The organism is Rhodococcus sp. G-MC3, from assembly GCF_030063335.1.
Classification (GTDB): Bacteria; Actinomycetota; Actinomycetes; order Mycobacteriales; family Mycobacteriaceae; genus Rhodococcoides.
Genome location: NZ_JASISW010000004.1, coordinates 285,002 through 306,002, shown reverse-complemented (window position 1 = coordinate 306,002; position 21,001 = coordinate 285,002). Strand labels below are relative to the sequence as shown.

The following is a 21,001-nucleotide window of genomic DNA, read 5'->3' as shown; positions in this document are numbered from 1 at the left end:
CCGCTATGTAGCTACTACATCGCATGTAGTAGCTACACTACATGCAGTGATGAACCCCTGGTTGGAACATCGGGGTGCGGGTACGCGCAATCAACCGCGTGATCGAGGCTCAGACGGATATCTATGAGCCAGAAGTGGATTCGTCCGTGGTGTCGGTCGATGATCGGGTGCGCCAGGACATTCTCACTCGATATGTGATCGCGCCTGCGGCCAGAACGCCGATGCCTGCGATCGTGGAGGGTAAAGGCAGAGCCAGCGCGAGGGTGACGCATCCGAGAAGTCCTACTGCCGGGACGATGCGCGCAGGTCGGCCTTCGGTCGTGGTGAGCGTCCAGGCCGAGACATTGGCGATGGCGTAATACACCAGAACCGCGAAGGAAGAAAACCCGATCGCGTCACCGACATCGACGGTTGCTGCCAGCCCGGTAACAACTGCTCCTACAACCAGTTCGGCACGGTACGGGCTCCCGAACCGAGGATGTATCGATGCCAATCGGTGCGGTAGATGGTGGTCTCTGGCCATCGCGAATGTCGTACGCGACACCCCGAGGATCAAAGCCAGCAAAGATCCGACCGCCGCAGCGGCAGCGGCAACACCTACGGTCGGCACCAACCATCGAAGGCCCGTGGCGCGCGCCGCGTCGGTCACCGGCGCAACAGAAGAGCCCATCGCACTCGGCCCGAGAATCCACAGTAGTGCCGCCGCTGTGGCGGCATACAGAATGAGTGTGATCGCCAGAGCGAGCGGAATGGCCCGGGGAATGGTGCGAGATGGATCGCGTACCTCCTCACCGAGGGTGGCGATTCGGGCGTAGCCGGCAAAGGCGAAGAACAACAGGCCTGCGGCCTGAAGGACACCGGTCACCGACACCTCGGGGCCGGCGCTCGCCGACCACTCCAACGATTTCGGCGAGATGGTCGACGTCACGACGACGATCACCAGGATGGTGATCACGACAGCCACGATGCTGCGAGCCAACCAGGCAGACCTCTGTATCCCGACGTAGTTCAGCGCAGTGAGCGCGGCGACCGTGACTGCGGCCACTGCATGTGCGTGGCCAGGCCACACGTACACCCCGACCGTCAATGCCATGGCAGCGCACGATGCAGTCTTGCCGACGACGAACCCCCACCCTGCGAGGTAACCCCAAAAATTTCCGAGCCGCTCGCGGCCGTACACATAGGTGCCACCCGACGCCGGGTAGAGCGCTGCCAGTCGAGCCGATGATGTTGCGTTGCAATAGGCGACGACAGCGGCGACCGCCAGGGCAATCATCAGCCCCGATCCCGCAGCCCGAGCGGCGGGTGCCAGCGCGACGAAAATTCCGGCCCCGATCATTGCGCTGAGGCCGATCACCACGGCATCGGTCGTACCGAGTTCGCGGCGTAGCCCATGCGGTGTCATCGCGGCTTGTCCGCACATCCAGTGACCCTGAGCATCAGTTGTTGCCTTTGCCGTTGCCGTTGCCGTTGTTCCCATTCGAGTTGCCGTTGCCGTTGTTCCCTGGTGCGCCCCGTGGTGCCTTCTCCTTCGCCGAGGGGTCGGTCGGGACCGGGGCTGGTGCTTCGACCAGTGGAGCAGTGGGGGAGGGAATCTGGTCGAGGGGAGGAGTGATCGACACCTCGGGGTTGATGGGAACGGCAGTCGAGGCAGTGGATCCAGCAGGAGGGCTGGTCTGCTCGCCCGATTGACCTTGCGAGAGCGTGATACCCCACAGGATCAGTGCAGCAATGAAGATCGTGCCCAATGCGCCCAGGATCAGCGCCCATCGAGTGACCGGGCGACGAACCGTCACCGTGTCCATCTCGTCGAGTCCGACCGGTGAAGGGTTTGTTGCCAAGACCGCAGTCCCGATCGCGGGCGATCCGGCGTCCGCCAGAGTACGGAGTCGATCCGAGACCTCCAGTGCAGATGGGCGGTCCAGCGGTCGTCGTGCGGTCATGCTGGTCAGCAGTGACGCCCAGCCTTCACCGTGTTCTGCAGGAACCTCGGGGTCTCGGTGCAATCGGGCGAGGGCGGCAGCAGTCGCACTTCCCTCGAATGCCATTCGGCCGCTGAGACATTCGATCAAGACCAGTCCGAGTGAATAGACGTCGGAGGCAGGTCCGGCGACGGCGCCGGTAGCCTGCTCGGGGCTGAGGTAATGGGCGGTGCCCACCGCGGATCCGTGCGCTGTCAGACGGTCGGCGTCGACAACTCGGGCAATTCCAAAATCGGTGAGTTTGGTCAAGCTGTCCGAGCCCTCGGTGATCAGGACGTTGGCGGGCTTGATGTCTCGGTGGATCACACCTTCACTGTGGATGTAGGAGAGCGAGTCGGCGAGTTCGCGTCCTACACGAGCAGCAACAGCGAGTGGCAGTGACCGCTGATTGCGAAATGCGCCGAGCGTCGGACCTTCGACCAACTCCATGACCAGGTATCGCACGTCCAGTCCCGAACTGTCGGGTGCGAGTCCTGCATCGAACAGCGTCACCAAGCCCGGGTGCGACAACGAAGCCAACGTTCGCATCTCGGCGTCGATGCGTTGCTCCTCGTGCGGCACGTGCTCGGAACGTCGGAATATCTTCACCGCCACACTCCGCCCGAGAAGTTGATCCTCGGCGCGGAAGACGTCGGCTGCCCCACCTCTGCCGAGCACTCTCTCTAGTCGATAGCGTCCGGCGAAGAAGTGCTCTGAGCGGATCGGCGACGGGTCCTGACCTGCCATCGTCTTCACTCCATCCATACGCGTCGTCTCTGCGGTCTCGACTCTAGCGCCGCACCGGTCCTGCGTAGTCGTGGAGTCGATGTGCAACCCATGAGCTCGTGCGGGCAAGATGGGCACGGGTGGGGAACTGACGCGTCGATGAGCGGAAGGCACGCTGTGAACCCCTTTGCGCACCGGCTTGGCGCGCCTGGACCGATCGAATCCGCGTACCAGCCCGTCGTCGAGTTCGGTTCAGGAGCGCTCGTCGGTTTCGAGGCGCTGGTCAGGCCCGCGGCCGGGAGCGTTTGGGCTTCGCCAGGAGAGATGTTCGCCGCAGCGGCTCGATGCGATGCGACGATCGACTTCGACTGGCAATGCAGAGTGTCGGCCCTGACCGGTGCGCTTGTCGGCAACCTGCCACGCGAGCTCGCCTTGTTCGTCAATGCCGAACCGCGAGCGCTCGACGCGCCTCCGCCTGCGTACGCTCGGCCGGTTCTGGCGGATGCAGCGAGGTTGTCGATCGTCGTCGAGATCACCGAACGTCACCTGATGAAGAATCCTGCGGGGCTGCTTCGCGCTGCGCTTCATGCCCGCGACAGGGGGTGGCGGATCGCCGTGGACGACGTGGGGGCCGACTCGTCGAGTCTGGCTATGCTCGCGCTACTGCGTCCTGACATCATCAAGTTGGACATGCGACTCGTCCACCAACGCACCACGGCGGAGACTGCGGCAATCTTGTCGGCCGTCGCTGCAGAGTCCGAACGCACCGGCGCGGTGATCGTCGCCGAAGGCATCGAGAACGAGACCCACGAACGCCGTGCGCAGTACTTGGGTGCCAGATGGGGTCAGGGCTGGTTCTACGGTCCTCCAGCGGCGTTGCCGAAGTTCGAAGCCGTCGACCGCCTACCGGTCAGGCAGCTCGCCGCGCCCGCGATGACGGTCCGAGCCCCGACCGCTGTCACGCCGTTCGGGCTCGATCAGAGCCGCGGCGCCGTGAAGAGCATCGACGAATCTTTACTCGAAACCCTCGAGGACGATCTCCTGGATCGGGCTGCGTCGATGGGACCGACTGCCGTCGTACTCGTCACGGTGCCCTACTCGACAATTCCGTCGGCTGCTCGGCATGCGGCGTTCGCGAGACTTTCCACCGTCAGCGCACTCACCGTTGTGTTCGGGCGTCCGATGGAAGCCGTTGTCAGTTACCGCACGGTCGATGTCGATGTGCAGGAACCGTTGGCTCTCGAGCGATCGGTGATCGTAGTGGACCCGCTGTTCAACGCCGCGCTGATCGCGCTCGACCTCGGCGAAAACCCCGATGGGTTGCGCACGTACCGATACCGCCTCACCTTCGATCGCGATCAGGTGCTCGATGCCGCCACATTGTTGATGCACAGTATTCCGCAAGAGCTCTAGTCGGCCGGAACTGTCGGCGTCACGTAATCGCGGAGACACCACGAGGAGAGGCGCCGCGAGAAGAGATCGCGCCCATACCCTTTCGTACCCATGCCATCGCTCGACGGCACTCGGAGCGATGAACAGAGCAGAACAGACAAAACTACTGCTCAGCGCACGTTGAGCAAACTGAGCAAGTCCTGCACCGACGGGAACCCCTGGACTGGCGGGATTCCTGCGACTAGCGGGGCCACGGTGGGAGGAGACAGATCGACACCTCCCAGCGCGCCGAGTACGTCGTCAGTCCTGCTCAGCGCCGACGGTAACGCGGAACGAACCGCGATCGGTGTGCATCGCCCACAGGCGATCGGCCAGTGCGTCGGGCGCGTACAGCGGATCTCCGCCGCCGATTGCGCCCGGGATTATTAGCTGGCCGACGTGGACGCCCTGCTCGGCGACGGCGTCGTGAAGCATTGCCCCGTAAGCTGATTCGGCGGCGAAGGCAACCGACGTTCCTGCGACATTGCCGTTGGGATGAGCACCGCTCGACCCGTTGACCAGCAGGATCGTTCCGGATCTACGCTCGGTCATCGCAGGAAGGACCTGCTGGCACGCGGTGACCGACCCGTACACCGAAAATTCGATGGCACCGGTCAAATCCCCGACGCTGGTGTCCAGTACCGGGCGAAGAAACTCGGGTGCGGGGATGGGGCTGTACTGCAGCACCTCGATCGGTCCCAAGTCTCCGGCGGCGGCTGCGAGGGCACGGCTGACGGACTCGATGTCGCGGGTGTTGGCGACGTAACCGCGCGCGGTGATGCCGTCAGCAGACAGTTCGTCCGCCAGACGATCCACGTTCGCCTGGGTCCGCGACATCAGCGCGATCGAGAACCCCTCGTGCCCGAACCTGCGTGCCACCGAGGCGCCCAGGCCGGAACCTGCTCCGACTATTGCAATCGTCGTCATTGGGTAAGACTCCTCGGTGGTCGAGTTACGGTCAGGCCAGAGACGCGGTATCGATGACGAACCGGTACCGCACATCGGAGGCGAGTACGCGCTCCCATGCATCGTTGACCTTGTCTGCGCTGATGACCTCGATCTCGGCTCCCAAGCCGTGTTCGGCGCAGAAGTCCAGCATTTCCTGCGTCTCACCGATCGATCCGATGGCGGAGCCGGCGAACGTCCGACGGGATCCGATCAGCGAAAAGATCTGTACGGGAAGCGGTTCGGGGGGTGCGCCGACATTGACCAATGCGCCGTCCACGTCGAGCAAGGACAGGTGAGCGTCCAGGTCGATCGAGGCACTGACGGTGTTGATGATCAGGTCGAAGGTGCCCGCGAGTGCAGTGAACGTGTCGGGATCGCTGGTCGCGTAGTAATGATCGGCACCCAAGCGGATGCCGTCTTCCTGCTTCTTCAGTGACTGGGACAGCACGGTGACCTCGGCGCCCATGGCGTGCGCGAGTTTGACGGCCATGTGGCCGAGTCCGCCCATTCCGACGACCGCGACCTTCTTGCCGGGGCCTGCATTCCAGTGCCGAAGCGGGGAGTAGGTGGTGATGCCTGCGCACAGCAGTGGAGCTGCTGCGTCGAGAGCGATGCCCTCCGGGATGCGGACTACGAAGTTCTCGGTCACCACTACCTGCTGGGAGTAACCGCCCTGAGTGGTCGTACCGTCACGGTCGAGCGCGGCGTAGGTTCCGACGTTTCCGACGAGACAGTACTGCTGAAGACCTTTGAGGCACTGGGCGCACTCTCCGCAGGAGTTGACCATGCAGCCGACTCCAACGCGGTCGCCTATCGCGTACTTCGTTACGTTGGAGCCGATCTCGGCAACCGTTCCGGCGATTTCGTGACCGACGACCAAGGGGTACGCGACCTCACCCCACTCACCGCGTGCGGTGTGAATGTCCGAATGGCAGATACCGGCGAACTTGATATCGATCCGGACATCCTGTGGTCCGACGTCGCGGCGCTCGATGGTGGTGGGCGTCAACGGCTGGTCACGGGCGGTGGCGGCGTACGCCTTCACTGTAGTGGGCATGAATGCAGTCAACACCGCTCGCGAGATTCGAGGAAGTCTCTGACAGAGGGTGTACCAGCAGAGCACCCCTTGTTCGCGACGTTGGCCCTATCCTTCGAAACATGGACAACAAGGCCGAGGTCCGCGAATTCCTGACGACGAGGCGGGCGAAAATCACGCCTGAGCAGGCAGGGCTGCCTGCGGGCCCCAATCGCCGGGTACACGGACTTCGGCGTTCGGAGGTAGCGTCACTCGCGGGCGTGAGTGTCGAGTATTACTCCAAGCTCGAGCGCGGCGCGCTCGGCGGAGCGTCCTCGTCTGTGCTCGATGCCCTCGCCGGCGCACTGCAGCTCGACGATACCGAACGGGCTCATTTGTTCGATCTGGCTCGGGCGGCAGATGGTATCCCGGTGTCAGGGCGTCCGCGCCGCCGTTCCTCGAAAGCCGTCGCGGCACGTCCGAGTCTGCACTGGGCGTTGGATGCGATCACCGATGCTGTTGCCTTCGTGCGGAATTCGCGGCAGGACATCATTGCCGTCAATGAGCTGGGCCGTGCGTTCTTCTCTCCGATCATCGGTGACGGTGGACGGATTCCCAACATGGCGCGGTTTCAGTTTCTCGACCCGGCGTCGCATGACTTCTTCCCGGATTGGACGCTTTTCTCGGAGATGTGTGTCGCGATCATGCGCTCGGAAGCGGGCCGCGATCCTCACGATCGGGGACTGCAGGACCTTGTCGGTGAATTGTCCACGCGAAGTGAAGTATTTCGAACACTGTGGGCGGCGCACGATGTCAGAACGCACGGCACGGGGACCAAGCGCTTCAACCATCCGGTAGTCGGCGAGATTGCTCTCGCCTACGAAGAGTTGTACGTCACCGCGGAACCGGGATACGTCATGCTGATCTACACCGCCGAACCAGGGTCACCGTCGGCCGAAAGATTGCAGCTCTTGGCGTCGTGGGCCCGAACGGACAACGTCGCAGTCCGCGGGGACCGACACTCACCCTGACGAAAGATCTGCAACCCCACCGGAATTACTCCTCTTGTTCGTCTTTGCTGCGTCAGACGTTCTGTAGTTCGTGGTTGTGCGAAACAGCAGTCATCTTCGAGATGGCGATTCCTGCGACGGCGGCGAGTACTGCTGCCACCGCGCAGATGACGAACAGGACGCGGTAGGCACCGAGCGAGGGAATGTCGGTGCCGCCTACGGTGACGGTGATGGCTGCCAGAAGGCTACCGCCGACCGCGCTGGCGAGGGTGCTGCCCATGGACCGGGCGAGCGAGTTGATTCCGTTGGCTGCGGCGAGATCCGCAGCCGGAGTGTGGACGTTGATCAGCGTCGGCAAGCAGGCATAGGCGATGCCTGTGCCCGCACCGACGATGGTTGCTCCGAGGACGATCTGCCACAGTGCACCAGTCGCGAATATCCGCACGACGAGACCGGCAGCAATGACGAGTCCGCCCGCGGCCAGGACGTATCCACCGCCCCATTTTTTGATCAACTGCGCCGCGACGGGTGCAAGTACGAGCATCAGGATGCCACTCGGGAGCAGGCACAGGCCGGCCACGAGAACCGACGAGCCGAAACCGTATCCGCTGATTTCGGGTGCCTGCACGTAGTTCGCAGTGCCGACGAAGCTTGCGAAGAGAGCGAATCCGACGAAGACGGATGCGATGTTGGTGATCGCGACAGGCGGATTGGACAGTGCGTGCATATCGACCAGTGGGTTACTGGTGCGCTTCTCGACGAATACGAGCGCGGCCAGCAAGACGACCGACAGAGCGAGCAGGCCGATCGTCTTCGAAGATCCCCAACCCCAGGACGAACCCTGCGACAGTGGCAACACGAGCGAGACCAGACCGCCGACAAGCAGTGCAACGCCGGGCAAGTCGATGGTGCCCGTGCGTGTTCCGCGTGGGTTACCGACGAACGCGAGAATCATGCCGATGCTGAGGACTGCGCCGATCGCGCCGATCCAGTAGAGAATGCGGTAGTCGAAGTTGTCGGCGACCAGGCCGGCCAACGGCAACCCGAGAGCGCCTCCGACGCCGAGCATCGCACTCACGAGAGCGACGGCGGAGCCTTTGCGTGCGTCGGGGAGCACGGCGACGAGGAGGCTGATGCCGAGCGGGATCGCCGCTCCGGACAGACCGGTCAGTGCGCGGCCTGCGATCATCACCGCGATATTGTCCGTCAGTGCAGCCACTACGGAGCCCACGACGAGTGCGCCGAGAGCAACGATGAGCATGGGCCGCCGTCCGTACATGTCCGCGAGTCGGCTGATGACGGGCACTGCGGCCGCACCGACGAGCAGTGTCGAGGTGAGCAGCCATTGCGCCTGGGTGGTGGAGGCGCCGAGATCCTTCGAGATCACCGGCAATACGGGAAGAATCAAGGTCTGTGCCAGCGCCGCCATCAGCGCGCCCAGTCCGATGGCAAAGATTTCGATGTTCGCGCGCCAGACCGGGACGCTGGTGTGCGTCGAGGGGCTGTCGGTGGTGTTACTCAATGTGCAGACCTCGATACTAGGCAAACGGATGTTTACATAAACGGTAGCCGTGTGTGGCATTGTGGTCAACATGCGTTTACATGAAGATGGCGAGTCACTTCCGGCCGCTGGGCGGGAGCGCAATGCGGACGCGACGCGAGCCAGCTTGGTGAAGGCAGCCAAGAGGCGATTCACCGTTGTCGGATTCGAACGCACGACGGTGCGCGACGTAGCCTCCGACGCTGGTGTGAACGTATCGCTCATCAGTCGTTACTTCGGTTCGAAGGACGGCCTGCTGGCCGCCGTGCTGGCAGCGACCGCGGAGGATCTAGAGGGAGGCGACACGGCAGAGGGTGCTGCTCATCCAAATATGTTGGTGAACAGTCTGCTCGACGGGTTGCGCCCGGACGCCTGGCCCGAGTTCGGTCACGAGCACCCCCTTCTGCTCTTCATTCGAGAGGCGACGAACGACGAGTCGACGGCCGAACTGCGGCGGCGAACGTTGCGTTCGGTGGTCGCACGCATGGCCTCTGATATCGACCGATCGGGAAGCAGGGGCGAGCCGCAGGTTCGTGCGACCGTTCTGCTCGGATTGGTCACCGGCGTGATCGCCCTGCACTCGGCGATGCCGGGAGCATCGTTCGACGAAGCATCCGTGGACGCGTTGAAAGCTGTTCTACACGAGGCTGCCACCGCGATCAGCGGGATCACCGACTAGCTCGTTGTCGGACGGTCGTCACGACGACGGTAGGGGCAACTGCGGCGAGAACTACACGGACGCTTGTTCACTTCCGGCCAGAAGGATGGACGCGATCAGTTCCGGGTTGTCCGTCATCGGAACATGTCCGACGCCGGGGACCTTGATGACGCGGGCATGCGGGAAGACATTGTGGACGTTGTGCCGTTGGTACTGGGGGAGCACCAGGTCGCGCGACCCCCAGGCCACCGTCACCGGAACAGCTGGTTGCGTGAGGGGCGGGAACGCGAACTGTTCGGTGAGATCGGTGTCGAGCATCGCGTTGGTGGTGAGTGATGCCGTGTCGACGACTGCCGACTCATACGAAATGCGGCTCGGATGAGCGAAGAAAGCAGCCAGGGCTGGATAGCGAATCGCTCTGTAGCGCATCGCCGCAGGGGCATGACGACCCATGCCGCGAGCGAGTAGACGAAGAGTCTTGAAGGTCAACATACTGCGAGCCTGGTCGGTGGGACTGTTCCAGAAGCCTGCGGGTGAGAGCGCCGTGGCCGACGCGACCACGCCTCGCGCGGCAAGACCGAGGGCGAGATACCCGCCGAGGGAGTTGCCCGCGATATGGGCACGAGTGCCTGCGGGCGTGACCGACTCGACGAACGCCTCCAGCTCGTCGAACAGGGCGGCGGAGATGCCGGCGTCGCTGTGAGCGAGAGCTGCCGTTTCGCCATGACCGGGGAGATCGACGGTCACCACCGTGCGATACGGGGTCAGCAGGTCGAGAACCGAGTTCCACGCTTGACGACGATGTACGACGCCGTGCACCAGAATCAGTACCGGACCCGTGCCTGCGATGTCGTGGCTCAGACTCATGCGCGGAAGCATAGCTGCGCTCGAACCCCCCGTTGCACGGGCTCGACGCGTTAGAGTCGTTCGTCTCGGAAGAAGTCCGCCAGGAGAAGGGGCACGGGGAATGATCTTGCCCGGAGTGCGAGACGATCGCTTCATCACGATCCGTCGCGGCGGGACGCTGACCGACTCCGACCATCATCTGCTCGCGCTGTGGGCGGCGTCGTGCGCGGAACATGTCCTTCACCTGTTCGAGTCGACGGCGCCCGAGGACTCGCGGCCTCGAGACGCCATCGAGAGTGCCCGAGCCTGGGTGCGCGGCGATGTCACGATGATGGGCGCCCGGGCGTCCGGTGGTCACGCGATGGGCGCCGCGCGTGCACTCGGCGGGGCGGCTAGGCATGCTGCGTACGCGGCCGGTCAAGCAGGCGTCGTAGCGCACGTCGCCGCACACGAGCTGGGGGCAGCCGCCTATGCGATCAAGGCCGTTCGCGCTGCCGCCACCACAGTGGACAGTGACGACGCTGGTAGGCGCGAATGTCAGTGGCAGCGCGATCAGCTTCCAGCTGCAATCCGCGAACTCGTCCTAGACGACCAACGGTTGCGAAACAGTATCTGCTGGAACGTGTTCGAAATCTGAGGATCGACTCTCTCGCGAACTGCGCCGGCCTGGTGGCTGGTCGGCGTGCTGGACCAGGCTGAGGTGGTTGCGCTCGGGGTCGGTTCGTTGGGGTCAGTACTACTCGATCCAACGGTGGGCTCCGGGGCGCGGCTATAATGACGGTTGCGTTCAGACAGCATCGCGGACACCGCCGCAGTTTTCGGAGCTGACGGTATCGACCGCCCGCGACGAGGAGAATCGATCATGCCCGGTACCGATGCCGTCGAACCATCCAGCGACCTGATCAATCGGCGAGCAACTGCGCCCGCTGCCATCATGGCGTCGATGGCCACGATGGCGCGAAATCTCAGAGGCGCTCGGACATCGCTCGACGAGACCCTCGACACGGTCGCGAAATCGGCGATCGAATTGATACCGGGCGCGGACCATGCGTGTATCACTGTCATCGCCGGCCGCGACCGCACCGTGATGGCTACGACCGACGACGTCGCAACCGATCTGTGTCGATACCAGTTCGAGCTCGGAGAAGGACCGACCGAACGAGAGATCTGGCAGATCGATACCGTCGTCGCCGACGACTTGTCGGACGAGCAACGATGGCCGTCGTTCGCCGACTCGGCGCGAGCACGCGGCGTACAGAGCATGGCAGCATTTCAGCTTTTCGCCGACGCCGGCAATCGCAGTCTCGGAGTGCTTCTCGTGTTCAGCGACCAGGTGGGTGCGTTCGACCCCGACGCGCTCGGGGTCGGATCTGCGCTTGCGTCGCATGCAGCAATTGCAGTGCTCGGCGCGCGGGACGAGCAACACTTCCGGACGGGGTTGGCCAGCCGCGACATCATCGGACAGGCCAAAGGAATGCTGATGGAACGTTTCTCCATCGACGCGGTCGAAGCCTTCACGCTGATCACCACACTGTCGCAGCAGGAAAACCGTCCATTGCGCGATATCGCACAAGCATTGGTCGATGCCGAACATCCGGTGCGTTCGGTCACCTGAGCTCTCCACGGATCCCTCGCGCCTTGCTGACCTGATCCGTCTCCATCTCGTAAGATCGAAGATGATCGTCCGGCCCGTAGGAGCAATCGTGTCGCGGTCTTCCGAACGAGCGATTGGACGCGGATCGATGGGATCGACACCATCTGGTGACCCCGCATTCGGTCCGCATGCGCATTCCGGGTCTGAATCCACCCCCGGCGGCGTCTCGTCGTCCGGAGACGCGATCACACGACTCACGGCCTCTCTGGTGCGGGCCGCCGGCGTCACGGGTGCGGCCGTGACCTTGTTGTCGAGCGGCGGAGCTCGCGAACTGCTCTACGCCACGGATGAGGTGGCGCAGGACATCAGCGAACTGCAGTTCACGTCAGGGGTCGGCCCGTGCATCGACGCGTTCGAGTCCGGCAGTTCGGTCTGCGACGCCGATCTTTCGTCCGAAGCCCACGCGAGCATGTGGTTCGGATTCAGGCAAGAAGCGCTGGAACTGGGCGTACGGGCACTGTGGGCATTCCCGCTTTCAGGCGGCCCGATCGGATTCGGTGTCCTCGAGCTCTATCGCGCCTCGGCAGGCGATCTCACGACCACGCAGAACCATGCGGCACTCGACGGCGCCCGCCACATTGCCGCTGCATTGCTGACGGGGGCGTTCACACCGCCGATCACGACGCCTGCCGATTCGGTGGATTCCGACGACTTCAACCCGTTCACGCGTCCGCAGATAAACCACGCCGCAGGGATGATCTCGGTTCAACTGGTAGTCGGAATCGGCGAGGCCATGTCGCGCCTTCGAGCTCACGCCTACGCAGAGCGCAGGTCCATCGTCGACGTAGCCGACGATGTCGTGAGTCGCAGACTACGGTTCGACGGGCATTCGGCCGGCGATTGAGACTGAACTCAATTGCCCGTAGCGAGAACACGCTGCGCCGTCTGCGCCACGGATGTCCCGGAATCGCGTGCACGTGCGTGCAGTACGCCGCGCGCCTCGGTCGAACCGAGGTTCTCACGTGCCATGAGTACACCGAGCGCAGTGTCGATCGTGGCTCGGTCGGCCGTTGCCTGGCGAAGCACCAGCGCAGCCTCGCCCAACTCTCGATCTCGTCCGTACGCATGGACCGCGATGTTCAAATGATCCACCACAACGGACAGTACGTCGGTTTCGAAGCCGATGGCGTGTTGCTCGTCGTCCGATTCGGAGCAGTAGAGATTGAGCGAGCCGACCGTACGATCGCGACGACCGAGCGGTGCCGCGACGAACCTGTCGATACCCGCAGACTCCGCGATACGCCCGATTTCCGGCCAGAGCTGCTTCACCTGGTCCAACCCGAGATGAACCCAGCGCTTGGTTCGCACAGCCCGCAGACAAGGTCCGTCTCCGGTGCGATACTGCTCCGCATCGATTGCGATCGCTCGGTCATCGGTTGGAGCTATGGTGAACGGCGCGCTGTCGAAAGCGGCAGTGATTCCCGCGTAGGCGATCTCGTCGAGCATCCCGACGACGAGCACGGCCGCTCGATTCATCACTTCGATCAGCATTGTTCCGTCGGCCACCACCACGGCCAGCCTTGACGTGACGTTGTCCAGACCCGAAGGGTCGAGCATGTGCGCGCGCCGATAGTGGGCGGTGGCAATCGTGTCCGCAAATTCCGAGGGCGTGTCGTTTCCCTGGTCGTCCGTGCTGTGAGCCATGAGAGTCGCAACCCTTCCGATAACCGAAAAGGGTCTCGATACCGCGTGGTCCGCAGGCATCCGCTCTGTTCCCGTGGGATAACCGTATCCCGCTGAGGGTGAGGCTGATACCCCCGCAGCGACGGCGGCGCTACTCACCTCGAATCAGGCGAGGTTTCCGTTCTGCGAGGAATCCGCAATACATCACCAGCATGGTGCGCGCGCCGATCTATCCGCCGTGGTGTTTGCCCGACGACTTCTCGGCTCGGCGCTGCGCGAACGAGCCTGTCTTCTTGAGAACGTTCGACGCGACATTCGGTGTACCCGTGCGCTTTTCGATCGCAACTCCGGCGAGAATCAGAATTCGAGCAATGAGCGGCAGCGCCAGAGCGATGATGAGGTAGCGGTAAATGTATTTGCGCGCCATCAGGGGGATCATCGGACGACTCGTCGCACGCGGAACGCTGCGGTCGTGGCCAGCGTGATGACCGATCCCACGAGAGCGGCACCGAGGAGCCAGATGCTCTGGGCGAGTTCGAAATTCCAGCCGATGAACTCCACTTGGCTCGGGTCGGTGTTCTGGAGAACGAAAACGACAAGCGCTACGACCAGCACGAGCGCGAGAACCAGCGCGATCTTGGAAAAGAAGCCTCCTCGGCGGGAATCGGTGCTACGAGTGGGGGAGCCTGTGGGTTCGGTCGTGGTCATCTGTGGTCCTGTTCGTGACGAGAGGGATGTCCAGTAGGGTCGCCATTCCGTGGATCGGCGGCCCTACTGGAATTGAGTGCGTTCGGGAAGAGCAGGACTACTTGAAGGTGTCCTTTATGTTCTCGCCGACCTTCTTGATGCCGGCCTTCCCCTGATCGGTCTTGCCTTCGGCCTCGAGGTTCTTGTTGTCGGTGGCGTCACCGATAACCTCTTTGGCCTTGCCGAGGGCGTCTTCGGCTGCGTTCTTTGCCTTGTCGATGAAACTCATGTGTCGACCTCTCTTGCAGAAGTGTGTGTGTTTGCCTGTTACAGGTATAAGTCGGCTCTCGGACCCGAAAACAAACGCCGCCGAGGGCGTGAGCTGAATCACTCGAGAGCTCGGCTGCAATAATTCAGATGCTGCAGCCGTGCCGTTCGGCTGCAATCGAAAGAGTCAGTGCACTGTGGAGGAGCGGAAGAAATGTCGACAACGTCGTTTGTCATCGCGGGCTCGGAGGCCACCGGCGGAGCTGGGCTGCAAGCCGACCTGAAGACCTTCGAGAAGCTCGGTGTGTATGGTGTCGGAACCATCACCTGCATCGTCTCGTTCGATCCGAAGTCGGGCTGGGGACATCGGTTCGCGCCGATCGATGGTTCCGTCATTGCCGACCAGATCGAGGCGGCCACTGCTGCTCACGATCTCGACGTCGTCAAGATCGGCATGCTGGGCACTCCGGGAACCGTTGCAACCGTAGCGAACTCTCTGAAGAAGCAGCCGTGGAGGCACGTCGTCGTCGATCCTGTGTTGATCTGCAAAGGGCAGGAACCGGGTATGGCCCTCGATACCGACAACGCGCTGCGCACCGAGATTCTGCCACTTGCCACCGTCGTCACTCCCAACCTCTTCGAAGCCGCCACGCTCGCGGGTATGGATGCGCTGGAGACGATCGACGACTTGGCCGAGGCTGCGCGCCGGATCGCTGACCTCGGTCCGCGCTACGTTGCGGTCAAGGGTGGCGTCGGGCTACCGGGCGACGATGCGATCGACGTCGTGTTCGACGGACAGGACGTCACTGTTCTTCGTGCACCGAAGATCGGCGACGAACGAGTCTCGGGTGCGGGATGCATCTTCGCGGCAGCGATCACCGCTGAGCTCGCAAAAGGGGCTGAAGTCCTCGATGCGGTGGCGACGGCCAAGAAGTTTGCGCACGCGGGCATTGTGGGGCGCATCACGACGAACGCACCGTTCACCGCGGTGGGGTGGCAGGCCTAAGTCGGGGTAGCGCTGCAGTCCCGGACGAACTGCAAAGCCAGATCGCGCAGCTTCCGGTTCGTCCGCTGCGACATGTCGACGAGCATGTCGAACGCAGCATCGGCGTCGATGCGGTGCGTCGCCATGAGAATGCCTTTGGCCTGTTCGATGGGGGCGCGGTGCTCCATCGTGAACCGAAGGCCTGATGCCTCGCCGCGCACCCGGTCGAAGCGTTCGTAGTCCCCAAGCGCGCCTGCAAATGCATCGGTCAGGGCTGTTGCGGTCTCGACGTCGCCATCGGTGAAGGCGGACGGGGCTTGTCCGTACAGGTTCAGGGCGCCGAACCTCGTGCTCGCGCAGTACAGGGGCGCTGCCAGAAACGAGTGGATGTTCTCCGTGGACGCCGACTTGGCGAATTCAGGCCAACGCCTATCCGCCGCGACCGAGTCGACACGGACGACTTCGCCGGTGCGAACGGCATGCAGGCATGGTCCATCCCCTGCCTTGTACTGATCGGCGTCGACGATCAGGGTTCTGGCGTCGCTGTACACCGCGGTGAATGTGCGATCGGAAATGGTCACGGTGACGCCGCAGCCGGCAGCGCCATCGATGGCTTTGCCGGCAAGGGTGACAAGAACATGGAGGGCGGCGTCGAGTTCGTCGTCGTTGTCGATCCTCGTCCCGAGCGCGTCTGCCAGGTCCGCACCTTGAGCTGGGTGCCCCCATCGGACGGTCGGCGCGGTTGAATCCCGGAACGTTCCTTCCGTTGCCGCGTCCACGCGTCCTGCTGTCATGGAAACAAGTATGGGCGGATCGCTCTCTGAAAGTGAAGCGGTTAAAGCAGAGTCTGCACACTCTGACCTGGTGTTTTGCGACTCGGTGCAGCTATGTGACGACCCCGAGACCGTTTCGTTATCTTCTTGTTATGCGAGACGGGCGATGGGCGCGATCGGGGGATCGACGACACCTCTTGCGCAACGCTGATCGACGAGTAATCTATGACTGATATATCAATCCACTTGCTTCGCCGCTGTTCGAGTTGCACGCCCACCGATCGACCATCAGGAGATCGCCATGAGCCGGACATACACCCTGACGCTGAGCTGCCCGCAGCGCTCCGGCATCGTCCACGCCGTCAGTACGTTCCTCTTCGAGAACGCATGCGATATCGAAGAGCATCAGCAATTCGACGACGCACTCGGACGCGAATTCTTCCAACGAACATCGTTCTCTTCGGCAAGCACGGGTGTCGCCGACCTTTCCGAGAAGTTTCAGAACCTCGCCGAGAAATTTTCGATGACATACACCTTCACCGGAGATGCGCGGCCGCGTGCCCTCGTGATGGTGTCCCGGATGGGCCACTGCCTCAACGACCTGATCTTCCGTTGGCGCGCAGAGATTCTGGGGGCCGAGCTCGTCGCTGTGGTATCGAACCACGAAGACCTACGTCCCATGGCCGAAGCCGCAGGTCTTCCTTTTCTGCATGTCCCGGTCACTGCCGGGGCCAAGGGTGACGCCGAAGCGCGGCTGTTCGAAATCTGCGAGGAATTCGACGTCGATCTTGTCGTCCTTGCCCGGTACATGCAGGTGCTGTCCGACGACGCATGCCGCAGATTGCACGGACGCGCGATCAATATTCACCACTCGTTCCTTCCCGGATTCAAAGGCGCCAAGCCCTATCACCAAGCATTCGATCGTGGGGTCAAGCAGGTCGGTGCGACTGCCCACTACGTCACACCGGATCTCGACGAAGGCCCGATCATCGAGCAGGAAGTTATCCGCATCGATCACAGCTTCGATCCGCAGCGGCTCGCGACGGTCGGCCAGGACGCCGAGGCGCTTGCACTCTCTCGTGCCGTGCGGTGGCACTGCGAGAACCGGGTTCTGCTGCACGGCAGCAGGACCGTGGTATTCAAATAGAAGCTCGCGCGAACGGGTCAGAACTCCGCTGATGCGTCGAACAGCCATTCCAGCAGGTACCGCGCAAACGACGAGCGTACGAGCAACCGGTAGTCGGCGCCGCCGTCGTCGAGTGCGATGATCACCACGGCAGCCTGTCCGAGCATGGTCTGCTGAGCGGTGCCCGGGGAGTACACGCTGGGATGAAGGTCGAGCGAGCATCCTTTCGACAGCACGAACCGTGCATGTTCGCCGGACAGTCTGATCGAGGTGCGTTGGGCCGAGACATCGGTGGCGCTGCCGCCGTGAGGTCGCACTGCCTGCTGCAGAGAGGATTCCAGGTCTGCCGCCGACGTGGCGCGCGAGGTGACCAGCCATTCCTCCGGGCCGAACCAGATCGCCGTTGCAACCGTGGTCTCGATCGACCTGCCGGGACTCGCCGGCAGTGCGGCGCCGAGGACGACTGCTGCGGCCCGGCCGCCTTCGCCGGTGGGATCTACCCACAGATCGGTCATCGCGGTGAACGGCTCCTCCCAGACGGACACCGACTCCGGCTGCGCCGCACAGCGTTCGGCGAGACCGTGCAGGGGACTGATGGGCACCGACAAGTCAGCCATCGCGGCGCGCTCCTTCGGGATCGACGAGTACGGAACCGGTGATCTCGGCGGCGATCAACTCGCCGCCGACGGGAATGTGGACGGTATCGCCGATACGGGCGTGTCCGCCCTTGATCAATGCGAGAGCGAAGGGTCTGCGTAGTTCGGCGCTCATATAGCTCGACGTGACGTGCCCGAGCATGGGCACCGGTGGCGGAGGCAGAACGCCGCTGTCGATCGTTTCGATGATCTGTGAACCCTCCGGCAGGACCGTTTCCTTGTCGAGTGGAAGCAATCCGACAAGCTGCTTTCGCAATGGGTTGCTGTTCTCGGTGCGGGCGAACGAGCGCTTGCCGACGAAGTCTTTTTTCTTCTTCGACACAGCCCAGCTCATGCCGAGGTCATGCGGGGTGACGGTGCCGTCGGTGTCTTGGCCGATGATCGGATACCCCTTCTCGGCGCGGAGAACGTGCATCGTCTCGGTGCCGTACGGAGTGATTCCGTAGTGCTCTCCCGCAGCAAGAAGTCGCGACCACACGGCGGGCGCATGCCAGCCGTCGACGTTGACCTCGTACGCCAGTTCACCCGAAAAGCTGATTCGAGCAACGCGCACATGAACGCCGCCGATCTGGGCGGCGCGCCACGCCATGAACGGGAACATCTCTTGGGAGACATCGAGTTCGGGGAACACTTCGCCGACGACCGCGCGAGATTTCGGTCCGACGACGGGAAATGTTGCCCACTGCTCGGTGACCGATGTGAGTCGAACCACCAGCTCCGGCCACTCGGTCTGGAGCCATTCCTCCATCCAGTCGAGGATCTTCGCAGCGCCACCGGTGGTGGTGAACACCTGAAAACGCTCGTCGTCGAGGCGCATGACGGTGCCGTCGTCGATGACCATTCCGTCCACACCGCACATGACGCCGTAGCGAACCATCCCGACCTTCAGCGTGCTCATCATGTTCGTGTACAGACGGTCGAGCAGAACGCCCGCATCCGGGCCGGAGACGTCGATCTTGCCCAGGGTGGAACCGTCGAGAATCCCGACACTGCCTCGTACAGCGGTGCATTCACGCAGTACCGCGGCGTCCATGTCCTCGCCGGTGAGAGGGTAGAAGCGAGGACGCTTCCACTGTCCGACGTCCTCGAACACAGCACCCCGTCCGACATGCCAATCATGAATCGCTGTACGGCGTTCCGGATCGAAGAGCTTGCCGCGCGCGCGGCCGGCGAGAGCCGCGAACGCGACGGGGGTGTACGGCGGGCGGAACGTGGTGGTGCCCAAAGTCTCGATCGGCCTGCCGAGGAGCTCGGCTGTGATGCCCGAGGCGAGGACGCCCGAGGTCTTTCCCTGATCGTGCGCAGTACCGATTGTGGTGTAGCGCTTGATGTGCTCCATCGCTGTCATCCCTGCGCCCACCGCGCGAGCGATGTCGGCGACGGTCGCGTCACGGGCGGCATCGACGAACTGGGTGTGCACGCCGCGCCTATCGGCAATCCGCCAGAGAATCATGGGATCTGTAAAGGTGGGGTCGGTGCTGGTGGCTCGAACTGCCGACAGCGGTTCGCCTGCAGTTCTGCCGAGGGCCGCGAGTGCCTTCGACGCGGCATCCTGTCCTGCGTCGATGCATGCTCCGAGGGAAAAGATGCCGCCTGCGGATCCAGTGACATCAATCCCTTCGATGTCTTCACCGGGCATGAATGCGCCGAGCCGCTCGTCGTACCGGAGCTTTCCGCGGGACTGGCTGAAGAGGTGGACAGCGGGATTCCAGCCGCCGCTGACCAGTAGTACATCGCAGGCCAGCGGCATCGACGGTCCGATCTCGCCGTCGGCCTTCGATGCGACGAGTGCGTCGGTGATTCGATTCTCGCCCCGCGTGCCGGTGACGACGGACTCGGAACGGACTTCGATTCCGCGTGTGCCGCACTGGGACACCCACTCTGCGGGAGCGACCGGCCGTGAGTCGAGGACGGTGACGTGCACGCCTGCGTCGGCGAGATCGACGGCTGCCGCGTAGGCACTGTCGTTCGTGGTGAACACCACGGCCTTCTCGCCGACCGTGACACCGTAGCGGTGCAGGAACGTGCGAGCGGCACCGGCGAGCATGATGCCGGGGCGGTCGTTGTCGGTGAATACGACCGGGCGTTCGTGTGCGCCGGTGGCAATGACGATCCGACGAGCGCGAATTCGCCAGATCCGTTGTCGCGGAGAAGCTGCCGGTGCATCGAATCCGAGGTGGTCGGTACGACGTTGCAGGGCGAGCACGAAACCGTCGTCATAGGTTCCGAATGCGGTGGTTCGCTGGAGATGCAGAACATCCGGGTAACTCGCGAGTTCGGCGACCGTCGCCGCTACCCACCTCATCGCCGGGACGCCGTCGATGAGGTCGGCGGTCCCGAGAAGTGTTCCGCCTGCTTCACACTGCTCGTCGAGAAGTACCACCCGTGCGCCTGAGCGCGCTGCCGTCAGTGCGGCGGCAAGGCCGCCGGGCCCGGCGCCGACAACGAGAACATCGGTGTGCTGGTGTACCGCGTCGTAATGAGCGCAATCACCGATGTCAGCGAGGCAGCCCTGCCCGGGAATGCCGCGGGCAACGAGACCTTCGTACAGTTCGATCGTGGAGGCGAGCAGCATCGGCTCGGGGAACGGCTTTTCGATCTGAACGAGCCCGCCGGTGTCCTCGGCCCATGCAGCGGTGATGCCGCGTGGTCGTCCCAGCTTGATGCTGGAGGTCACCTGATGAATACCGTTGGCCAGCAACGCCGAAGCGAGGGTATCGCCGACGTGGCCCGTCAGCGCGCGGCCCCCGAATGTGAAGGACACCGAGGTGGACCGGTCGATGCGTCCACCGTCGTCGGTACGGTTCGGTGTCGTCACGATATCGCCGGCCTCGGCTCGCCCGGGCGGTAGACGCCCTGGAACGAGTAGGTTGCGGTGTCGCGCACAGCATTGAACCACCGTCGGCAGCCGGCGCTGTGACTCCACCGCTCAGCGAACAGACCCTTGGGGTTGTTGCGAAAGAATACGTAGTGGGCCCATTGCTCGTCCGTCAAAGCCTCCGGATCGGCTGGGTAGGCGACGTGTGCTTCGCCCCCGTAGTGAAACTCGGTCTCCTCGCGCGGCCCGCACCAGGGGCATTCGATGAGCTGCATGG

General features: G+C 63.3%; 22 protein-coding genes. 8 read left to right on the top strand and 14 right to left on the bottom strand.

Going from position 1 to position 21,001, the window contains the following annotated elements:
- Window positions 1-121: 121 nt before the first annotated feature.
- The gene (locus tag QMK17_RS06180) at window positions 122-1,423 is read right to left on the bottom strand and encodes an APC family permease (RefSeq protein ID WP_442972696.1); all 1,302 of its coding nucleotides are present in this window, start codon (window positions 1,421-1,423) and stop codon (window positions 122-124) included.
- Window positions 1,424-1,439: 16 nt separating this feature from the next.
- Window positions 1,440-2,708: a serine/threonine-protein kinase gene (locus QMK17_RS06175; protein WP_283507544.1), complete on the bottom strand. Its 1,269-nt coding sequence runs from the start codon at window positions 2,706-2,708 to the stop codon at window positions 1,440-1,442.
- Between the two features lie 138 nt (window positions 2,709-2,846).
- On the opposite strand from QMK17_RS06175, the gene QMK17_RS06170 reads away from it, so the two are divergent.
- On the top strand, window positions 2,847-4,100 hold the full coding sequence (locus QMK17_RS06170; protein WP_283507543.1) for an EAL domain-containing protein: 1,254 nt from the start codon (window positions 2,847-2,849) through the stop codon (window positions 4,098-4,100).
- A 279-nt stretch (window positions 4,101-4,379) separates the two neighbouring features.
- Here the strand turns inward: QMK17_RS06170 and QMK17_RS06165 are convergent, their stop codons facing one another.
- Complete coding sequence (locus QMK17_RS06165) at window positions 4,380-5,045, bottom strand: SDR family NAD(P)-dependent oxidoreductase (RefSeq protein ID WP_283507542.1); 666 nt, start codon at window positions 5,043-5,045, stop codon at window positions 4,380-4,382.
- Window positions 5,046-5,076: 31 nt separating this feature from the next.
- Window positions 5,077-6,123: an NAD(P)-dependent alcohol dehydrogenase gene (locus tag QMK17_RS06160; RefSeq protein WP_283507541.1), complete on the bottom strand. Its 1,047-nt coding sequence runs from the start codon at window positions 6,121-6,123 to the stop codon at window positions 5,077-5,079.
- A 101-nt stretch (window positions 6,124-6,224) separates the two neighbouring features.
- On the opposite strand from QMK17_RS06160, the gene QMK17_RS06155 reads away from it, so the two are divergent.
- The gene (locus QMK17_RS06155; RefSeq protein ID WP_283507540.1) at window positions 6,225-7,112 is read left to right on the top strand and encodes a helix-turn-helix transcriptional regulator; all 888 of its coding nucleotides are present in this window, start codon (window positions 6,225-6,227) and stop codon (window positions 7,110-7,112) included.
- A gap of 52 nt (window positions 7,113-7,164) precedes the next feature.
- Here the strand turns inward: QMK17_RS06155 and QMK17_RS06150 are convergent, their stop codons facing one another.
- Window positions 7,165-8,613: an MFS transporter gene (locus QMK17_RS06150; protein ID WP_283507539.1), complete on the bottom strand. Its 1,449-nt coding sequence runs from the start codon at window positions 8,611-8,613 to the stop codon at window positions 7,165-7,167.
- Between the two features lie 70 nt (window positions 8,614-8,683).
- Here QMK17_RS06150 and QMK17_RS06145 point away from each other — a divergent pair, with 70 nt between their 5' ends.
- On the top strand, window positions 8,684-9,310 hold the full coding sequence (locus QMK17_RS06145; protein ID WP_283507538.1) for a TetR/AcrR family transcriptional regulator: 627 nt from the start codon (window positions 8,684-8,686) through the stop codon (window positions 9,308-9,310).
- A 51-nt stretch (window positions 9,311-9,361) separates the two neighbouring features.
- Here QMK17_RS06145 and QMK17_RS06140 read toward each other — a convergent pair whose 3' ends face one another.
- Window positions 9,362-10,156, bottom strand: coding sequence for an alpha/beta fold hydrolase (locus QMK17_RS06140; RefSeq protein WP_283507537.1), 795 nt, complete (start codon window positions 10,154-10,156; stop codon window positions 9,362-9,364).
- 100 nt (window positions 10,157-10,256) lie between these two features.
- Here QMK17_RS06140 and QMK17_RS06135 point away from each other — a divergent pair, with 100 nt between their 5' ends.
- The 3 genes from QMK17_RS06135 (at window position 10,257) to QMK17_RS06125 (ending at window position 12,633) form a co-directional block, all read left to right on the top strand.
- Window positions 10,257-10,772, top strand: a complete 516-nt coding sequence (locus QMK17_RS06135) for a putative immunity protein (protein ID WP_283507536.1) — start codon at window positions 10,257-10,259, stop codon at window positions 10,770-10,772.
- A gap of 225 nt (window positions 10,773-10,997) precedes the next feature.
- Window positions 10,998-11,750: a GAF and ANTAR domain-containing protein gene (locus tag QMK17_RS06130; protein ID WP_283507535.1), complete on the top strand. Its 753-nt coding sequence runs from the start codon at window positions 10,998-11,000 to the stop codon at window positions 11,748-11,750.
- A gap of 88 nt (window positions 11,751-11,838) precedes the next feature.
- Entirely contained in the window at window positions 11,839-12,633 is a 795-nt protein-coding gene (locus tag QMK17_RS06125) for a GAF and ANTAR domain-containing protein (protein ID WP_283507534.1), read from the top strand.
- Window positions 12,634-12,641: 8 nt separating this feature from the next.
- Here the strand turns inward: QMK17_RS06125 and QMK17_RS06120 are convergent, their stop codons facing one another.
- The 4 genes from QMK17_RS06120 to QMK17_RS06105 all read right to left on the bottom strand — a co-directional run bounded on the left by QMK17_RS06120 (window position 12,642) and on the right by QMK17_RS06105 (window position 14,388).
- A complete protein-coding gene (locus QMK17_RS06120; RefSeq protein ID WP_283507533.1) occupies window positions 12,642-13,433 on the bottom strand; it encodes a GAF and ANTAR domain-containing protein in 792 nt (263 codons plus the stop codon).
- A 208-nt stretch (window positions 13,434-13,641) separates the two neighbouring features.
- The gene (locus tag QMK17_RS06115) at window positions 13,642-13,851 is read right to left on the bottom strand and encodes a hypothetical protein (protein WP_283507532.1); all 210 of its coding nucleotides are present in this window, start codon (window positions 13,849-13,851) and stop codon (window positions 13,642-13,644) included.
- Window positions 13,848-14,120, bottom strand: coding sequence for a LapA family protein (locus QMK17_RS06110; protein ID WP_283507531.1), 273 nt, complete (start codon window positions 14,118-14,120; stop codon window positions 13,848-13,850). Before QMK17_RS06110 ends, QMK17_RS06115 begins: the two co-directional genes overlap by 4 nt.
- Window positions 14,121-14,217: 97 nt before the next feature.
- A complete protein-coding gene (locus QMK17_RS06105) occupies window positions 14,218-14,388 on the bottom strand; it encodes a CsbD family protein (protein WP_283507530.1) in 171 nt (56 codons plus the stop codon).
- A gap of 192 nt (window positions 14,389-14,580) precedes the next feature.
- Here QMK17_RS06105 and QMK17_RS06100 point away from each other — a divergent pair, with 192 nt between their 5' ends.
- Window positions 14,581-15,372, top strand: coding sequence for a hydroxymethylpyrimidine/phosphomethylpyrimidine kinase (locus QMK17_RS06100; protein WP_283507529.1), 792 nt, complete (start codon window positions 14,581-14,583; stop codon window positions 15,370-15,372).
- On the opposite strand, the gene QMK17_RS06095 is transcribed toward QMK17_RS06100, so the two are convergent.
- Window positions 15,369-16,145, bottom strand: a complete 777-nt coding sequence (locus QMK17_RS06095; RefSeq protein ID WP_283507528.1) for a GAF and ANTAR domain-containing protein — start codon at window positions 16,143-16,145, stop codon at window positions 15,369-15,371. The two genes, QMK17_RS06100 and QMK17_RS06095, sit on opposite strands and share 4 nt — an antisense overlap.
- Before the next feature lie 280 nt (window positions 16,146-16,425).
- On the opposite strand from QMK17_RS06095, the gene purU reads away from it, so the two are divergent.
- Window positions 16,426-17,271, top strand: coding sequence for a formyltetrahydrofolate deformylase (gene purU, locus QMK17_RS06090; RefSeq protein WP_283507527.1), 846 nt, complete (start codon window positions 16,426-16,428; stop codon window positions 17,269-17,271).
- 17 nt (window positions 17,272-17,288) lie between these two features.
- Here the strand turns inward: purU and QMK17_RS06085 are convergent, their stop codons facing one another.
- Genes QMK17_RS06085 through QMK17_RS06075 form a run of 3 tightly spaced genes read right to left on the bottom strand, consistent with a single transcriptional unit; the run spans window position 17,289 to window position 20,999 of the window.
- Window positions 17,289-17,867 carry a sarcosine oxidase subunit gamma gene (locus tag QMK17_RS06085; RefSeq protein ID WP_283507526.1) on the bottom strand — a complete coding sequence of 193 codons (579 nt, stop codon included), beginning with the start codon at window positions 17,865-17,867 and terminating at the stop codon, window positions 17,289-17,291.
- Window positions 17,860-20,724 carry a 2Fe-2S iron-sulfur cluster-binding protein gene (locus tag QMK17_RS06080; RefSeq protein WP_283507525.1) on the bottom strand — a complete coding sequence of 955 codons (2,865 nt, stop codon included), beginning with the start codon at window positions 20,722-20,724 and terminating at the stop codon, window positions 17,860-17,862. Before QMK17_RS06080 ends, QMK17_RS06085 begins: the two co-directional genes overlap by 8 nt.
- Complete coding sequence (locus tag QMK17_RS06075; RefSeq protein WP_283507524.1) at window positions 20,721-20,999, bottom strand: sarcosine oxidase subunit delta; 279 nt, start codon at window positions 20,997-20,999, stop codon at window positions 20,721-20,723. The genes QMK17_RS06080 and QMK17_RS06075 overlap by 4 nt, the downstream gene beginning before the upstream one ends.
- Between the last annotated feature and the right edge of the window lie 2 nt (window positions 21,000-21,001).

Bases quoted from the DNA above. Each gene is read 5' to 3' on its own strand.
- QMK17_RS06180 (WP_442972696.1), bottom strand. From the start codon at position 1,423: ATGTGCGGACAAGCCGCGATGACACCGCATGGGCTACGCCGCGAACTC.
- QMK17_RS06175 (WP_283507544.1), bottom strand. From the start codon at position 2,708: ATGGCAGGTCAGGACCCGTCGCCGATCCGCTCAGAGCACTTCTTCGCC.
- QMK17_RS06170 (WP_283507543.1), top strand. From the start codon at position 2,847: ATGAGCGGAAGGCACGCTGTGAACCCCTTTGCGCACCGGCTTGGCGCG.
- QMK17_RS06165 (WP_283507542.1), bottom strand. From the start codon at position 5,045: ATGACGACGATTGCAATAGTCGGAGCAGGTTCCGGCCTGGGCGCCTCG.
- QMK17_RS06160 (WP_283507541.1), bottom strand. From the start codon at position 6,123: ATGCCCACTACAGTGAAGGCGTACGCCGCCACCGCCCGTGACCAGCCG.
- QMK17_RS06155 (WP_283507540.1), top strand. From the start codon at position 6,225: ATGGACAACAAGGCCGAGGTCCGCGAATTCCTGACGACGAGGCGGGCG.
- QMK17_RS06145 (WP_283507538.1), top strand. From the start codon at position 8,684: ATGCGTTTACATGAAGATGGCGAGTCACTTCCGGCCGCTGGGCGGGAG.
- QMK17_RS06140 (WP_283507537.1), bottom strand. From the start codon at position 10,156: ATGAGTCTGAGCCACGACATCGCAGGCACGGGTCCGGTACTGATTCTG.
- QMK17_RS06135 (WP_283507536.1), top strand. From the start codon at position 10,257: ATGATCTTGCCCGGAGTGCGAGACGATCGCTTCATCACGATCCGTCGC.
- QMK17_RS06130 (WP_283507535.1), top strand. From the start codon at position 10,998: ATGCCCGGTACCGATGCCGTCGAACCATCCAGCGACCTGATCAATCGG.
- QMK17_RS06120 (WP_283507533.1), bottom strand. From the start codon at position 13,433: ATGGCTCACAGCACGGACGACCAGGGAAACGACACGCCCTCGGAATTT.
- QMK17_RS06115 (WP_283507532.1), bottom strand. From the start codon at position 13,851: ATGATCCCCCTGATGGCGCGCAAATACATTTACCGCTACCTCATCATC.
- QMK17_RS06110 (WP_283507531.1), bottom strand. From the start codon at position 14,120: ATGACCACGACCGAACCCACAGGCTCCCCCACTCGTAGCACCGATTCC.
- QMK17_RS06105 (WP_283507530.1), bottom strand. From the start codon at position 14,388: ATGAGTTTCATCGACAAGGCAAAGAACGCAGCCGAAGACGCCCTCGGC.
- QMK17_RS06100 (WP_283507529.1), top strand. From the start codon at position 14,581: ATGTCGACAACGTCGTTTGTCATCGCGGGCTCGGAGGCCACCGGCGGA.
- QMK17_RS06095 (WP_283507528.1), bottom strand. From the start codon at position 16,145: ATGACAGCAGGACGCGTGGACGCGGCAACGGAAGGAACGTTCCGGGAT.
- purU (WP_283507527.1), top strand. From the start codon at position 16,426: ATGAGCCGGACATACACCCTGACGCTGAGCTGCCCGCAGCGCTCCGGC.
- QMK17_RS06085 (WP_283507526.1), bottom strand. From the start codon at position 17,867: ATGGCTGACTTGTCGGTGCCCATCAGTCCCCTGCACGGTCTCGCCGAA.
- QMK17_RS06075 (WP_283507524.1), bottom strand. From the start codon at position 20,999: ATGCAGCTCATCGAATGCCCCTGGTGCGGGCCGCGCGAGGAGACCGAG.